At 68.0% G+C, this 13,784-nt stretch carries 13 protein-coding genes and 2 pseudogenes; 8 read left to right on the plus strand and 7 right to left on the minus strand.

Features of this window, described 5'->3' with window-relative positions:
• Position 1: 1 nt before the first annotated feature.
• The 3 genes from NAEX_RS52775 to NAEX_RS05825 are packed head-to-tail and all read right to left on the minus strand — an operon-like array spanning position 2 to position 948.
• The gene (locus tag NAEX_RS52775) at positions 2-295 is read right to left on the minus strand and encodes a transposase (protein ID WP_420814110.1); all 294 of its coding nucleotides are present in this window, start codon (positions 293-295) and stop codon (positions 2-4) included.
• 3 nt (positions 296-298) lie between these two features.
• Positions 299-559: a hypothetical protein gene (locus tag NAEX_RS05820; RefSeq protein WP_143825520.1), complete on the minus strand. Its 261-nt coding sequence runs from the start codon at positions 557-559 to the stop codon at positions 299-301.
• A complete protein-coding gene (locus NAEX_RS05825; protein WP_096326523.1) occupies positions 559-948 on the minus strand; it encodes a hypothetical protein in 390 nt (129 codons plus the stop codon). Before NAEX_RS05825 ends, NAEX_RS05820 begins: the two co-directional genes overlap by 1 nt.
• Before the next feature lie 252 nt (positions 949-1,200).
• On the opposite strand from NAEX_RS05825, the gene NAEX_RS05830 reads away from it, so the two are divergent.
• Positions 1,201-1,608, plus strand: coding sequence for a helix-turn-helix transcriptional regulator (locus NAEX_RS05830; protein WP_245913621.1), 408 nt, complete (start codon positions 1,201-1,203; stop codon positions 1,606-1,608).
• A gap of 56 nt (positions 1,609-1,664) precedes the next feature.
• On the opposite strand, the gene NAEX_RS05835 is transcribed toward NAEX_RS05830, so the two are convergent.
• Positions 1,665-3,479, minus strand: coding sequence for a WD40 repeat domain-containing protein (locus NAEX_RS05835; RefSeq protein ID WP_096326524.1), 1,815 nt, complete (start codon positions 3,477-3,479; stop codon positions 1,665-1,667).
• Between the two features lie 111 nt (positions 3,480-3,590).
• On the opposite strand from NAEX_RS05835, the gene NAEX_RS05840 reads away from it, so the two are divergent.
• The 3 genes and pseudogenes from NAEX_RS05840 to NAEX_RS05850 all read left to right on the plus strand — a co-directional run bounded on the left by NAEX_RS05840 (position 3,591) and on the right by NAEX_RS05850 (position 7,139).
• The gene (locus NAEX_RS05840; RefSeq protein ID WP_096326525.1) at positions 3,591-4,475 is read left to right on the plus strand and encodes a hypothetical protein; all 885 of its coding nucleotides are present in this window, start codon (positions 3,591-3,593) and stop codon (positions 4,473-4,475) included.
• A gap of 319 nt (positions 4,476-4,794) precedes the next feature.
• Positions 4,795-5,061 (plus strand): YdeI/OmpD-associated family protein, encoded by a 267-nt coding sequence (locus tag NAEX_RS54365; protein ID WP_096333535.1) that lies wholly within the window; start codon positions 4,795-4,797, stop codon positions 5,059-5,061.
• A gap of 637 nt (positions 5,062-5,698) precedes the next feature.
• Positions 5,699-7,139, plus strand: a pseudogene (locus NAEX_RS05850) (IS1380 family transposase).
• 414 nt (positions 7,140-7,553) lie between these two features.
• Here the strand turns inward: NAEX_RS05850 and NAEX_RS51980 are convergent.
• The gene (locus NAEX_RS51980) at positions 7,554-7,856 is read right to left on the minus strand and encodes a DUF1993 family protein (protein WP_211302357.1); all 303 of its coding nucleotides are present in this window, start codon (positions 7,854-7,856) and stop codon (positions 7,554-7,556) included.
• Between the two features lie 482 nt (positions 7,857-8,338).
• On the opposite strand from NAEX_RS51980, the gene NAEX_RS47360 reads away from it, so the two are divergent.
• Positions 8,339-8,599 carry a hypothetical protein gene (locus NAEX_RS47360; protein WP_143141574.1) on the plus strand — a complete coding sequence of 87 codons (261 nt, stop codon included), beginning with the start codon at positions 8,339-8,341 and terminating at the stop codon, positions 8,597-8,599.
• A 344-nt stretch (positions 8,600-8,943) separates the two neighbouring features.
• On the opposite strand, the gene NAEX_RS05860 is transcribed toward NAEX_RS47360, so the two are convergent.
• The gene (locus NAEX_RS05860) at positions 8,944-9,537 is read right to left on the minus strand and encodes a hypothetical protein (RefSeq protein WP_096326526.1); all 594 of its coding nucleotides are present in this window, start codon (positions 9,535-9,537) and stop codon (positions 8,944-8,946) included.
• Positions 9,538-10,582: 1,045 nt separating this feature from the next.
• Here NAEX_RS05860 and tnpA point away from each other — a divergent pair.
• From tnpA to NAEX_RS05870, 3 genes and pseudogenes are all read left to right on the plus strand, one after another.
• The gene (gene tnpA / locus NAEX_RS47365; RefSeq protein ID WP_143141573.1) at positions 10,583-10,924 is read left to right on the plus strand and encodes an IS66 family insertion sequence element accessory protein TnpA; all 342 of its coding nucleotides are present in this window, start codon (positions 10,583-10,585) and stop codon (positions 10,922-10,924) included.
• Positions 10,925-11,029: 105 nt separating this feature from the next.
• A pseudogene (gene tnpB, locus NAEX_RS05865) lies at positions 11,030-11,254 on the plus strand (IS66 family insertion sequence element accessory protein TnpB); the annotation flags it as partial.
• Between the two features lie 165 nt (positions 11,255-11,419).
• Positions 11,420-12,466: an IS66 family transposase gene (locus NAEX_RS05870; RefSeq protein ID WP_275937649.1), complete on the plus strand. Its 1,047-nt coding sequence runs from the start codon at positions 11,420-11,422 to the stop codon at positions 12,464-12,466.
• On the opposite strand, the gene ltrA is transcribed toward NAEX_RS05870, so the two are convergent.
• Entirely contained in the window at positions 12,391-13,743 is a 1,353-nt protein-coding gene (ltrA, locus tag NAEX_RS05875; RefSeq protein ID WP_245913622.1) for a group II intron reverse transcriptase/maturase, read from the minus strand. The two genes, NAEX_RS05870 and ltrA, sit on opposite strands and share 76 nt — an antisense overlap.
• Positions 13,744-13,784: the final 41 nt, after the last annotated feature.

Consider the following 13,784-nt stretch of genomic DNA (forward strand, 5'->3'; position numbering starts at 1 on the left):
GTCAGCGGTATCCACCACAAACCCTGAAGAGCCGATCTTCTTGAGCTCCGAATGCTCCAAGGCTGCGGTCTCGATGACAGGCACCGCGCCGTCGCGGTCCTGCACCGAGGCCGACGTGATCGCTACGGCGAGAAAGGCCGAGAACGTCCACCAGAACGTGCCGCTTTCGCCCCTTGACCTTCTTCCCTGCATCGTATCCGTACCCACCTCCCTGGGTGCTACCCTTCACGCTTTGGCTGTCAATGATCCCAGCAGTGGGCTCGATCTCCTTCCCTTCCTTCTGGCTCGTCGTCATGCCTCAGCTCCCCGCGAACACCCACTGTTCGCTGTTGTTCATGAGGATCCCGCTGCGCGTGACCGCCTGCGCGTTGACGCCGGCGCCAAACGTCTCGCCCGCAGCGGGCAAGATCGTCGGGACGCCGCCCCCCTTGCGGGTGAACGTCATGACCGCGTCGGTCGGCACCGTGGCGAGCGGCGGCAGGTTGACGCTGCCGGCGGCGTTGTCGTTGTAGATGACGTGGAGAACCCCGGTCCAGGCGGCCAGCGTGGCGTTCGCCATCACCTGGGCGACACGCACCCGGTGCTGTTGGCCCGGCTGATCGTCGACTCCGCCCACTGATACAGGCGGGAGCCGAGCTCGTTCGTGCCGCCGATGCTCTCGACCAGCATCTCGAGCTTCACGAGGGCCTGCGGCGGCGTGAAGATGCGGAGCGCGTCGCTGGGCCGCACCAGAGTCAGGCGGGTGTTCCCCGCGTAGGGGGTGAACTGAGCGCGCACCTGCATCGGAGCGCCGGTTCGGACCTCGAAGACCGACTGCGCGTTCAGGATGTCGGTCGTCAGCAGGTTCGCGTGGAGCAGGTACGGGTCGCCCGCAGGAACCTGTCCCCAGAGACCGGCGGGCAGGATGCCCGCCGGCGCCGTCAGCTCGGCCTCGTTCCAGCCCTCCACCAGCCGGAACGTCGGCGGTTGCGTGACCGGGGTCTGGCCGTCGAAGCCGCCTCGGGCTGGCGGCGCCTGAACAAACGGTCCGGGCGGAAGCTCCCCTTGGCGCGCGGGTTGCTCAACGCGTGGGCGTTGGGGCCGAGGCGCGAGCATCGGGGAGGGGGGTGTTGGTCCGCGCGCGGCCTGGTAGTCGGTGCGGGCGCGGCGCGTGGGTGTTGGCAGGCGCGAGCGAACGCGCGCCGAACGTGGAGGGCCGCGTTGACCGAAAGTGAAGATCTCTTCATGCTGTTCAGCGGAGATCGAATTGTGCCGGACAGCCTCCCGGAATGGACATTTATGACCAATCACGCGCATGTGCTGTTCTGCGTCGTGCAAGAGCCGGAGATCCGGCTGCGCGACGTGGCCGAGCGAGTCGGAATCACCGAGCGGGCGGTACAGCGGATCGTCACCGAGCTCGAGGAGTCGGGGTACATCACCCGCCAGCGCAGCGGCCGGCGGAACGTGTACCGCGTGCACGACAACCTGCCGTTACGTCACCCCATGGTGAAGCACCGGTGCGTGGGCGACCTGCTCCAGCTCATCGTGCCGGAGGCGGTCACTCCCCACGTTTTCTTCCTCTTGACGAGGGGCTTCCCGTTGACCGCCTTCGGCGGGGCCCAGCCATGACTGCCTCGCGCGTCACGCCGACGGTACGTTGGCGGGGAAGCGTATACCGCGAGTTCTCAGCCGAGGTCGCCCCACTGGACGATCGTGCCGTCGGCCGAGCCGCTCCACAGTGCGCCGTCGACCCAGCTCAGCGCGCAGACCTCGTCGGTGTGGCCGTACAGCGCCGCGACCTGCTCGCCGGACGGGACTCGGTGCTGCGTGATCGCGCCCGACTCGTGACCGACGAACAGCCACACGTCGCCGAAGCACACGCTGCGCGGCGCCGGCCCCAGCTCGACGACAGCGCCGGTGGCGATCCGGACCAGGCGCGCGACGTCGCGGCAAGCCGCGGCGACGTGCATGGCGTCAGGGCTGAGCGCGATCGCATGGGCGCAGTCGGGCAGCCGGATCGACAGCAGGGACTTCCCCTTGGCGAGCGCCGCCACGACCAGCTCCTCCCCGACCATCGCGGCGACGGCCGTGTCACACAGGGCGATGCACCCCATGATGCCCTTGAGCTTGAGGGTCTTGACCGCTTTCGCCGCCCCGAACGCGCGCCACTGGACCTGGCAGGCCGTCTCGGAGGGGTCGCGGGCCCGGGAGTACACGAGCGAGCCCCAGATCGCGCCGTTCGGCGTCAACGCCAGCGCGCCGCCGTTTCCCTTCACCGGCACCGACTCGACGTCCACGCCGGCCGCGTCGAGCACGCGCAGCGTGAACCTCCGGTGCATGTCTTGCCGCATGACGAGCAGGCGTTGGCCATCGGGCGTGCGTACGACGTCGTGGACCCCGGTCTCGTCGAGGATCTTCGCGGCTCCGCTCGCGCGGTCGATCTCCAGCACCGACAGGCGCGTGTTGGGTGGCTGGCAGGTATGCACTGTCAGCGTGGCCCCGTGGAACAGCAAGCGGCGCGCGCCCTGACTGTACCCGGTCAAGGTCGCGCTCGGCTGGCTCGGCTGGTCGATGTTCCAGATCGACACGCTGGCGTCGGTGTAGTCGATCGCGGCGACGTGCGCCGCGCTGGAAGCCGCCCCCTGACCGCGCCAGTGAGGGCCCGCGCCCCACACGCCGGGCTGCTCGGTCGAGAAGATGACCCGCCTCGCCACCACGTCCCAGACCTGCACGCGCTCGAGTGGCGCGTGGAAGGTGAGGCGCGTGCGGTCGTGCGAGATGGTCGCGCTGTCGGCATCGTGCGGCAGGCCGTCGCGCTCGTCGAACTCGCCGTCGAAGAAGGCGATCCGCTTGCCGTCGACGCCCATCATGCCGCCCTGCGCGTCGGCGAAGAACGGATTGAGTCCGAGGAACATGCCGTCCTCATGGGACTCGAGGCGACCGTCGGGATGGACGACGAGCAGCCCCTCGCTCCGCATGTAGACCGTGTAGTCGGGGCGGACGGCGAGCGCAGTGGCCATACCCGTATCCCCCGGCAGCTCGACCTCGCCGAGGGCGCTGCCGGTGGCGACGTCGGCCGCGGACAGCATCCACGAGGCCGCATTCCGGCGCCAGTACAGGCGGGCACCGTCCGGCGAGAGCCCGCCGCAGAATCGATAGCCGAAGTCGAGCTCGCGCAGCAGCGTGACGACGCGCGCCGACGTCGGCCACACCCGCACCACCGCGTTGCCTCGCGGATCCCGGATCGCGGCCACCACCGACTCGCCGTCGGGATGCGCGGCCATCCACTCCACGCCGCCGCCGAGCTCAACGGTCGCCCGGGGCGGCGCGGATGCTGTCGGATCGTGCAGCGTGAGGCCGTGGCTCGCGCCGACGATCAGCGAACCGTCGGCGAGGAAGGCCAGCGCGTGCGGCTTGCCGGCGAAGATGCGCAGCGTCGGAGCACGCGGGGCGGCGGGGAAGCGGGGGAGCGGGGCCGGGAAATACGAGGTCCAGGGCATGAAGATTGCGCCAGGGATACCAGGGCCATGTCCCGGGTGCTGTTGAAATTTCAGGTGGCGGCCTCATCACCCCGAGAGGATTCTCGGGGCTCGAAAACGACAAGGACCGCCGTGATCAAGAGTGCCAGGAAGAGCCCCAGGAACGAAGTCGAGATCGTCGCACCGACGAGCCGTCAGCTCACGATGCCGATGGCCGTCGTGGTGCAGCTCGACGGTGCGACGGGCAAGGTCGAGGCCGGGCCCGTCTCGCTGGGCAAAGTCGCCATCGCAGACGCGGGCAGCGGTCCGGCGATCGCCGCGGGCGACGACGGTTCCGTCTACGTGGCGTCGACGCGCTCAGGGCCGACGTGGGCGGTGTCCAAGGTCCGGCCGGCCGACGCGCTGCCGCTGGTGTGGACGGCGGGCGACGAGGTCAAGTCCACCAAGGCATTCGGGGTCGCCCTCGCTGGCGACCGCGTGGTCGTCGTCGGGGCCTGCGAGGTGACGCCTGGTACCCATGACCTCAAGGTCTGGTGGGTCTCGGCGGAGGACGGCGAGGTTTTGCTCGAGCGAACCTTTGCAACGCCGCAGAAGGACGATAAGGACAACGTGCTCGACGAGCTCGGGCGCGGCGTGACAGTCGTCGGCGATCAGATCGTTGTGGTCGGCGAGCGCACGGTCTGGGGCGAGTTCAACAAAATATACCGGCGCGCGGTCGTGGTGCGGTACTCGCTTGACGGAGAGCTGCTCGGTGAGTGGACCTCGGGCGGGGGGCAGTTGGAGGAGGACGGAGCGATGGGGGTGGCGGCGCTCCGCGACGGCGGCTTCGTGATCGTCGGTTGGGGTCGTGACTTGTTCACGATCCGCCCGATGAGGACCGCGAGGGCAAACTCGTCATCGCGGGGTCTCGCAAGGCGCCAGCCACCGACGCGGACGCCTGGATCTTCGCCATCCCCGGCCCGCTCGGGGACTACGCGTGGGAAGTCGTCCGCAGCGGGCCCGGCGGCGTGGTCGTGATGCTCGTGCCGAACCCTGACTCCTGCCCGCTGCCGCCGTTGCAGGCGACGACGGCGGCGGCGGCGGCAAGCACGAGACGGCGCATGGCTGACAAACGTAGCGCGACTGGCGCGCGAAGTCACGGTCTGGCTCGGCTCGGAACTGTTCACCTCGCCAGGCGCGCAGCGCGACGCTCCCAGGTTGGCATGGACCGGGTTCTTCGCGCTCGGGCTCGACCTGTCCGAGGCGCCCGAGCCCGGCGTCGCGGTGGCGTGGTCGCGCGACGGTCGGCGAGCGAACGGCTTGACTGCCGATGGCCCTTGCGCTCCTACTCTCCTGCGTGACCAGCAAGCGCGTGCCCGGTGGGGTGGTGCACAAGCTCCCTGTAGACCTGCGTGAGGCGCTGATCGCTAGCTCCACGGCGCTTGCTGCCTGGAGGGACATTACACCCTTGGCACGCAACGAGTTCATCTGCTGGGTCGAGGACGCGAAGCAAGCGATGACGCGAGAGCGCCGCATTCGCAGGACCCGAGAGGAGCTGGAAGAAGGCCAGCGCCGGCCCTGCTGCTGGCCCGGGTGCAAGCACCGCGAGCGAACGGGTGGGTGAGACTCCGCCCCTCGAGGCGCCCTCGACCTGGTCGCCGACCTCGGCCTGGTCGCCGATAGCCGATGGTGTGCGTCGTCGAGGGTGACCTGGTCGTCGACGGACCGCTGGTGATCCGCGACCTCGACCTCTACTTGCCGCTGTGGATCAAGGGCTCGCTGATCTCCCGCGATCTCGTGCTCAGCCTCGACGCTCAGGTGTTCATCGAGGGCGACCTCAAGCTGACGGGCAACCTCGTCACGGACGACCCACCTGGTCGTCCACGGCGAGGCGCAGGTCGGCGCGTGGCTGCGGCCCAGTCACCGCGGCGCAATCTACCTCCCGGCATCGGTCCCCGATCCGATCGAGGGCGATGCCCTCTCGACGCGGCTCGCCCCCACGCTCGACCCGCGGCGAGACCTGGCCCTGTGCGAGCACGTACTCGCGGGCCAGCCGTTGCTTCGCGACTGACGCGCATCGCAACCCGGACAAAACCGAACAATCATCGGACCACCGCACTCCACAACGTGGTAGCTCGCACCGCGCGCGAGAGGTCGGGCCCAGGGCTCGATGCCGTGGAGCTGGCAGCTAGTCCGGATTTCTCACCACGGGAAGGAATTCCGGCCGCACTTCCCGAGTTCGAGCGGGTGTGAAACGATTGCTGACCACCCAGGGGTACGGCCGGAACACGACAAGGTGTATCCGCACCGAGTTCGATTTTCAACCGGCCGGGCGGAGGCGTGTCGAGGCCGCCTTTGACGGCGGACGGGTCAGCTCGGACGGCGGCCTGCTGTTGCTGCGGGAGCTGACCGAGAGTTCAGGTGTGTTTCGGGACTTCGCGGCCTGCTTCCGGGACCACCGCGACCCGAGCCGCATCGAGCACACCGTCGAGGAACTGCTCGCGCAGCGCGTGCTGGGCCTGCTGTGTGGTTACGAGGACCTGAACGACCACGACGTGCTCCGCGACGATGCCTTGCTCGCGCTGGCGATAGGCAAGGCCGATCCGACCGGCGAGCAGCGCAAGCGGGTGCGCGACCGGGGCCATGCGCTGGCGGGCAAGAGCACGCTGAACCGCCTGGAGCTGGCGAAGCCCACGGTGGCCGGCGACGAGCGCTACAAGAAGATCAGCTACGACGACCACGGCATCCAGCGCCTCTTCGTCGACACCTTCCTGGCCGCGCACGATCGGCCGCCCGCCGAGATCGTCCTCGATCTCGACGCGACGGACGACCCCGTACACGGCAAGCAGGAGGGTCGCTTCTTCCACGGCTTCTACGACAGCTACTGCTACCTGCCGCTGTACGTCTTCTGCGGCGACTTCATCCTTGGCGCCGCGCTGAACACCGCCGACAAGCAGCCAGTCAGCGGCGCGGTCGAGGAGCTCGAGAGGATCGTCAGTCAGATCCTCGCTCGCTGGCCGGCCGTCCGGATCATCGTGCGCGGCGATTCCGGCTTCTGCCGCGACGAGGTCATGCGCTGGTGCGAGGACAACGGCCTCTTCTTCGTCCTCGGCCTGCAGAAGAACTCGCGCCTGATCGCCGAGCTCGAGGACGAGATGAAGCAGGCCCGCGCCATCTCCGAGCAGACCGGCAAGGATGCGCGCGTTTTCAAGGACTTTCGCTACGAGACCAACAGGACGTGGTCGCGAGAGCGCCGGGTGGTCGGCAAGGCCGAGTACACGACGGACAAGGAGAACCCGCGCTTCGTCGCCACCAACCTCTCGCATGACGAGTACGACGCGCTCGCTCTACGAGGACCTCTACTGCGCTCGTGGGGACATGGAGAACCGGATCAAGGAGCAGCAACTCGGCCTCTTCGCCGACCGCACCAGCGCCCACACGCTGCGCGCCAACCAGCTCCGCCTGTGGCTGTCGTCCGTCGCCTACATGATTCTCAACGAGCTCCGCCGGATCGCCCTCGCCGGCACCGAGCTCGCCCACGCCCAGGTCTCCACGATCCGCACGCGGCTGCTCAAGATCGGCGCCATCGTCACCGCCTCGGTCCGCAGGCTCCGCGTCTCCCTAAGCTCGGTCTTCCCGCTCCAGCACGTGTGGTGGCGCGTCCTCGAGAACCTCCACCGCCATCACGTCATGAGACGCTGACGGCCTCGACATCCGTCACTCAAAGGGCGCGCCGCGCTGCGCGCCGGGGCTCGTCTGTCCTTATGCGCAGGTCACCCCAAACACGCAGCCGGCTTTGTAATCCATCTAACAGCTCGATCTCGCGCCAGCAGTGGGGCGTAACGAGCGCACCTCCCGGCTCACGTCGACGGCGTCCAACACCCTTCCACCAAGCCCCCTGACAGGCGCTTGGCGGGCCCCCACCCATCCGTGGTGAGAAATCCGGACTAGCCAGGAGCGAGACGAAGAGCTGCAGCGCCACGGGATGGATGTGGAAGGCATGCTGGCCAACCCCGCGGTGCGCAAGTTCGTCGACTGGGTCGCGAACAAGGATCCCGATTTCACCGCGACCACGGGTAAGAAGCAGCGCTGACCCGGTCGGCGCGGGAACCCGCCTCAGGCCGTCCGCGAGCGCAGCTGCCCCTCGTAGTCGCGCTTGCCGATCGGCACGCCGTGCGACCGCAGGATGTCGTAGGCGGTGACGGCGTGGAAATGGAAGTTCGGCAGCGGGCCAGTCCCCTTCGCCGAGCTGCAGGCGATGATGGTCAGGGCAGAAACCGCCGAGGTCGGCGCCTTCTCGCCGGTCGTGCGGCCTGTCCCCTTGGCCAGGTTCCAGGCGGCGGTGAACGCGGCGAAGCCCGGCGCATCCGCGGTGCAGGCCGACGCGACGAAGACGAGAGCGGCAGAGAGGCGGCGCATGGGGCTCTTTCAGCTGCGCGCGGACGCGCAAGCAGCACGGCCAGGCCGGCGGCGAGGCTCGCCCCTGCCGTGAGGCCGAGGGCAAGGGCCGTGGTACCCATGCGCTGGTAGCGGTCGTTCGCTGCGATCCCGGCGGCCGCCTCGTCGTCGGTCGGGGGCCGGTCGTCCACCATGTAAGCGGCGTTGATGGCGTCGCCCTCCTCGGCCGCGTGGCGGCGCCCCAGGAGGCTGGCGGTCATGCCGACGGCCAGAGGTGCGGCCAACCTCACGAGCGTCCCACCGACCGCCAGGCGAGCGACAGACCGGCGCGGCGAGGTGTCGCTCGTCAGCGCGGGTGCAGGGCCTTGCGCCCCGGGCTTCACGGCGGGTTCTTGGAGCTCCGACCCGGCGAGGGGTGGCGCCGCTCCTCGATACCCACGACAAAAGCGAAGTCGCGCACGCGGCCCTCATGGACCTGGCCATCCGGGCCTGTCTGATGGGACATGATCCGCGTGGTGCTCCAACGGCACTCGCAAGCGGTGGTCAGCTTCGGGCAGTTCCCTCGTGCGACGCATGCGGCGTTCCCAGCGCCCGAGGGCGATGGATTCGCCGAACAGCAAGATCATCGCCAGGCCAAACGCCGTCCACGACGGGTAAAATACCAGCAGAGTAAAACCTATATTCTGCGCACACTGCACGAAGAAGCTACCGCGGCCGAAAAGGCGATGGTACGCGAAATCCCGAAATTCGGGCGAAGCCCCTAGGGGCGGCATCTTGGGGGGGACGGCGGGTGCCAGAATCGAATTCAACGTCCCCGTCTGATTCAGTTCCTCAAGGAGAAGTTGCCGGCGCCGGGCGACGAGCGCTCTCCGGGTCCACCGCTCGAGTAGCCCGCCCCAGCCGCTGTAGAAGACCATAAAACCCAACGCGGCACTCCACCAAGAAAGGCCGAATGCATTGGCAAGGACCACATAGACAGACAACCCACCCCAGAGGGCAAGTCCGGCCGTCGTCAGAAATGCATGGGCCCAAAACTGGTTGGTAGGGAGGATTCCCCACCGCTGTGGCGGCAGGGGCTGATTGTACGGAATGAGCTGCGAAGGCGGCATCACTTGTTTTGGGCGCCGTTGCACTTGTCCGTGATGTAGCCGCCCACATTGCTCGTAATGGTCACTCCCGTGCCCACACAGAGATCGGCCTTCGTCAAGAGCCAGCATGCGGCACCGACGCCGACGCCAGCGACGGCACCGGCGAGCCCGCCGGCGATCGTGCATTTCAGGTCCTGTGCCCCTTGCGTCGCTGCAGTGAGCTCAACTTCGGACCAGACTTGAACGAGACTCGCGGCCACGGCCCGAACCTCGGACGGCGCGAGCGCACTCCACTCGGCCGCCTGGGAGGCGACCGCGCCGTCCTGCAGCACTACTTCGACGACGGGCGCTTCGCGGACGGTGATAAGCCCGCGCCCGGAGCCGGCTGCGTCGGTATCCAGCATGACTGAGACGCGTCCCACGCCCCCAAGATTGTAGTCGACAACCAGGACAACTCCATCATCGAGCCCCAGAGTCGCCGTCACGGCGTCCACCGGGACGGACTCATCCAAGGACAGGATGACGTCTTCCGGCGTCATGGGCGCCACGGAGTCGGCGCGCGGCACGGCCGCCGATGAAAGGAGCAGGAACGCCGCGAGCCAATTGCTGAGCATGCTGTGAGCATCGCAGCCCTCTCGTAGAGGACAAGCAGGCGGCGGGAGCAATCCGTGGGCGGGCGAGGACCCGCCGTGACGCGCAGCACCCTTGGCCATCGCGGGCCCGCCGCCGCACGAGGGGATGGGGCCGAACACCGAGCTGCGGTACCCGTAGATTCTAGCGGATGCTGGGCTGCTTGACGGTGAGCCCGCGCGCTGCCGGAACTCGACCTGGCTTTTCGGGCAGCTCTACCGCTGTCAAGCGCCTGTGCCGGCGGCTCGCGGAAGCGAAGGGTTCCCCGCGGCTCACGCCGTGCGCGCGTGCCGAGCCTTCCTGCGGTTGCGCGACGCCCTCACGCACTGCATCGCCCGCCTCGGTCGCCCCTCGCGGCCGCGCTCCTGAGCGTTCCATCACCGACGTCGTCGCCGCCGACTTCACGGGCACGCGATCCTCCGCGAGGTCGATGAGCCCGACCTCGCGCGAGGAAGGCCGAGCGACAGTGGTTCAGGGGCCCTGCGCGTCGAGCTCGGGCCGGCGAATCGTCGACGAGGAAGCGAAGGTCGGCCACCCCCCGCGACGTCGCCGCGCGGCCCCAGGTACGCGCACCGGCGCGCTCGCTCTCGCTAGCATCCGCGAGCGAACGAACGGTGTCAAAATGGTCCGCCGATGACTACCTTACGCCTGCGTCCCCTGCTGTCCGTCCTCCTCTCGCCGATGCTGGCGGGCTGTCCCGACACCCCTGCCATGGAGACCGAGTCGACCTCGACCGGCGGGACCTCGACCGGAACGACGTATCCGTCCGACGTAGTGCGTCGGGACTGGCCTCCGCCAAGGCTCTACAAGGGCTCCCGGAGGATCGATGACCTCAAAGAAAAACGACGACTCGGACACGCGCGGCGCGGTCGTGGTGCAGCCCAGAACACCGCCTCGAGGAAGCTTCTCGTTGCTGCTGCCCCCCAATATGGTTTGGGAGGAGCACCCCGTGGCCGGCGGGATCCGGCTGGACTTTCGGATTGCGACGGCGAGGGACATCGTGAAGCGGATCCGGGAGCGAGGTGAAGGGTGAAGGCGCCCGAGACGAGCTCCGTATGGCGGGAGCGGGTCGAGGCATGGACCCGAAGCGGCCTGACGTGCAAGGAGTACGCGACGAAGATCGGCGTCAACCCGCATACGCTAGCGGGCTGGCGGTGGAAGCTACGACGGCGGACCGCCGCCGCTGCACCGGCGAGGACCGGCTCGCCGGTCGCTGGTCTCGTCGACGTGACGGAAGAAGTCGCGGCCGCGCTGGTGAGAGAGATCGGTGTCATCGAGGTCGAGCTCGGCGGTGCGCTGGTGCGAGTCCGCGGCGAGGTCGACGGCGAGTCGCTCGTGCGAGTGCTGGGCGCGGTCGGAGGTCGTCGATGATCCCCTCGAACGTGCGGGTCTTCGTGTGCCCCGAGCCGCAGGACATGCGGCGTGGCTTCGATCGACTGGCGCTGACGGTCCGGGCGGAGATGGGGCGGCGATCCGCGGAACGGTGCGTTCTTCGTCTTCGTCAGCCGGCGCGGCGATCGGCTCAAGCTCTTGTGGTGGGACCAGAGCGGCTACGCGCTGCTGTACAAGCGGCTGCATCGCGCGACGACGCAGGCGCCGAGGGCCACCGACGCATCGCAGCGAGCGATCGAGATCGACCAGCGCAGCCTCGCCGCGCTGCTGCGCGGCGTCCCACGAACAACGGCGCGAAAACGCTCTTGACCCGCACACGCAGATCCGTACAACGAGCCCGTGACCGAGGCCGAGCAACTCCGAGGAGAGCTCCGCGCGCTGCGCGAGGCGCTTGCGAATGCGACTTCGGACCGGGAGCGGTACCGGGCGCTCTACATGTAGCTCCTGGAGCGCTGCCGGCTGCTCGAGCGAGGCATCGTCGTCGGACAGAAGGCGGAGCGTGACCACGGCGGCGATGAGGCGCAGCTGTCGATGCAACTGCTCGGCATGCTGCTGAGCCCGGACGAAGCCGAGGTCGCCCCCGAGGACGACGGTCTGGACGACGCGCTGAGCGACGCGCTCGACGAGGACGACGGCGCCGGCGACGACGCCGGTGACACCGGACCCGGTGACACGTGTGCGCCGCGGCGGCCCCGTCGCGGGCGGCGCAAGCTGCCGGAGGCGCTGCCGCGGGTCGAGATCGAGGTCCTGCCGCCGGAGGTGCTGCAGGAGGGCCTGTCGAGCTTCCGGCGGATCGGCGAGGTCGTCAGCGAGGTCGTCGAGCGTCGTCCGGCGTCGCTGGTGGTCGCGCGGATCGTCCGGCCGAAGTTTGCCCGCAAGGACGACGCAGTCGAGACGGTCGAGGATCAGCTGTCCGAAGAGACACCCGAGGTCCCGACCGTGGTGATCGCGCCGCCGCCGGAGCGGCCGATCGAGCGCGGCCTGGCCGGCCCCGGGCTCCTGGCGCACACGATCGTCCAGCGCTGGCAGGACCACATGCCGGGCAATCGCCAGGAGGGGATCTACGCCCGCGAGGGCCTCGTGCTTTCGCGCCAGACGATCTGCAGCTGGCACCAGCAGCTCGCCGACCTCGTCGAACCGCTGGTCGAGGCGATGCTGGCCGACGCCTTCCGGTCGCCCTACCTCTGCGTCGACGCGACAGGGGTGCTCGTGCAGGCGTCCGAGCAGTGCCAGCGGGCTCACTTCTGGGTGCTGGTGGCACCCGGGCGGCACGTACTGTATCGATTCTCGCACAAGCACGACAGCGAGGCCGTCGATCGCCTGCTCGCGGGCTACGAGGGCTACCTCGTCGCCGACGCACACTCGGTCTATGATCACCTCTACACTCGTGGCAGCGTCGTCGAGGTCGCGTGCCGAGTAGGCGGGGGCGTCGCCGCCCCCGCCCCTCACAGACCCGGACGTGCAGGTTTCCCGCATCCGGTTCCTCGTGCGGCAGGTTTGCTCGCTTCGGCGTACTTGTGAACGATATGTGGCGCAGGGAGGGGATAGGCAGACAAGAGCCGATCGAACTGCTTCCATCTGCCTTGAGAGCCTCGCGAACGACGGTCGAGCCAGTAGTGCCAGACGCGCTGCACCTGGTGCGCGAACCAACGGATGCGTCGGCCATTCCCACTGATGCCGTAGTACGAGTAGTGCCCGGTCATCATCTGGGACAGTCGCTTGTGCTGGGCCTCCATCGACTGGTGACGGTTCACCCGACACCAGTCGCGGATAGCCTTGAGCGCACGCGCATAACGGTCCTTCGCCGTCCGCTGGTGCACCACGTTCTTACCTCGCCTCGATTTCCCCCACACATGCGTGAAGCCGAGGAAGTTGAACGTGGTCGCCTGCGTGGCAGGGTGCCGCCCTCCGTCAGGGCGCTTGAAGCGAAAGTCGACCATCTTGGTCTTTTCGGGGTGCAGGCTGAGGCCGTACGCAGACAGCCGCTTGCCGAGCACCTCGCGGACGCGGATGCAGTCGAGGAAGTCTTCAAACCCCATGACGAGGTCGTCAGCAAATCGCACAAGAAAGCAGCGCCTCTTCATCCGAGGCCGAACGTCCCGCTGGTACCACTCATCCAGCACATGGTGCAGGAAGATGTTGGCGAGCAGCGGCGAGATCACTCCCCCCTGAGGCGTACCCGTCTCGGGGTGGCTCACCTGTCCACCCTCAAATACGCCAGCCTTGAGCCATTTATCGATCATCTTGCGGACTACGCCGTCCACGACTCTCCGGTCGAGAAACTCCCTCAGCCGACGGTGATCGATCGTGTCGAAGTATTGCCGGATGTCGACATCCAGGACCCATCGGATCGTGCAATCCATGATCTGGTTGCCCATCTCCCGGAGTGCCATGTGCGCCGACCTTCCGCGCCGGAACCCATACGAGCATGGCTGGAAATCCACCTCGTAGATCGGCTCCAACAGCAACGCGATCGCTCGCTGCGCCACCTTGCCCTCGAACGTCGGGATCCCGAGCGGTCGCGTCGAGCCGTCCGCCTTGGGAATGTGCGCTCGTCTCACCGGCGGAGCTTTGTAACGGCCGGACTTGATCCGGTCCAGGAGGCTTTGAAGGTTCGCCTCCAGATCCTTCTCATAATCTGCCGCGGTCTGCCCGTCGATGCCCGTGGCGCCATCCTTCCGCGTCAGATTGTACGCGTGTCGGAGCCATTCGATGTCGAGGTGGTGATTGAGCGAGGTGATCACCAACTTGGGATTGTTCCTCGCCAGCGTGGCTATCCGCGTCTGTTTCGTGGACACGCTTTCGGGCCTCATAGGACCCTCGTGTTTCTCAGACACGG

The organism is Nannocystis exedens (genome assembly GCF_002343915.1).
Taxonomy (GTDB): Bacteria; Myxococcota_A; Polyangia; order Nannocystales; family Nannocystaceae; genus Nannocystis; species Nannocystis exedens.

Bases quoted from the DNA above. Each gene is read 5' to 3' on its own strand.
- NAEX_RS52775 (WP_420814110.1), bottom strand. From the start codon at position 295: ATGACGACGAGCCAGAAGGAAGGGAAGGAGATCGAGCCCACTGCTGGG.
- NAEX_RS05820 (WP_143825520.1), bottom strand. From the start codon at position 559: ATGGCGAACGCCACGCTGGCCGCCTGGACCGGGGTTCTCCACGTCATC.
- NAEX_RS05835 (WP_096326524.1), bottom strand. From the start codon at position 3,479: ATGCCCTGGACCTCGTATTTCCCGGCCCCGCTCCCCCGCTTCCCCGCC.
- NAEX_RS51980 (WP_211302357.1), bottom strand. From the start codon at position 7,856: ATGCGCCGCCTCTCTGCCGCTCTCGTCTTCGTCGCGTCGGCCTGCACC.
- NAEX_RS47360 (WP_143141574.1), top strand. From the start codon at position 8,339: ATGATCCGCGTGGTGCTCCAACGGCACTCGCAAGCGGTGGTCAGCTTC.
- NAEX_RS05860 (WP_096326526.1), bottom strand. From the start codon at position 9,537: ATGCTCAGCAATTGGCTCGCGGCGTTCCTGCTCCTTTCATCGGCGGCC.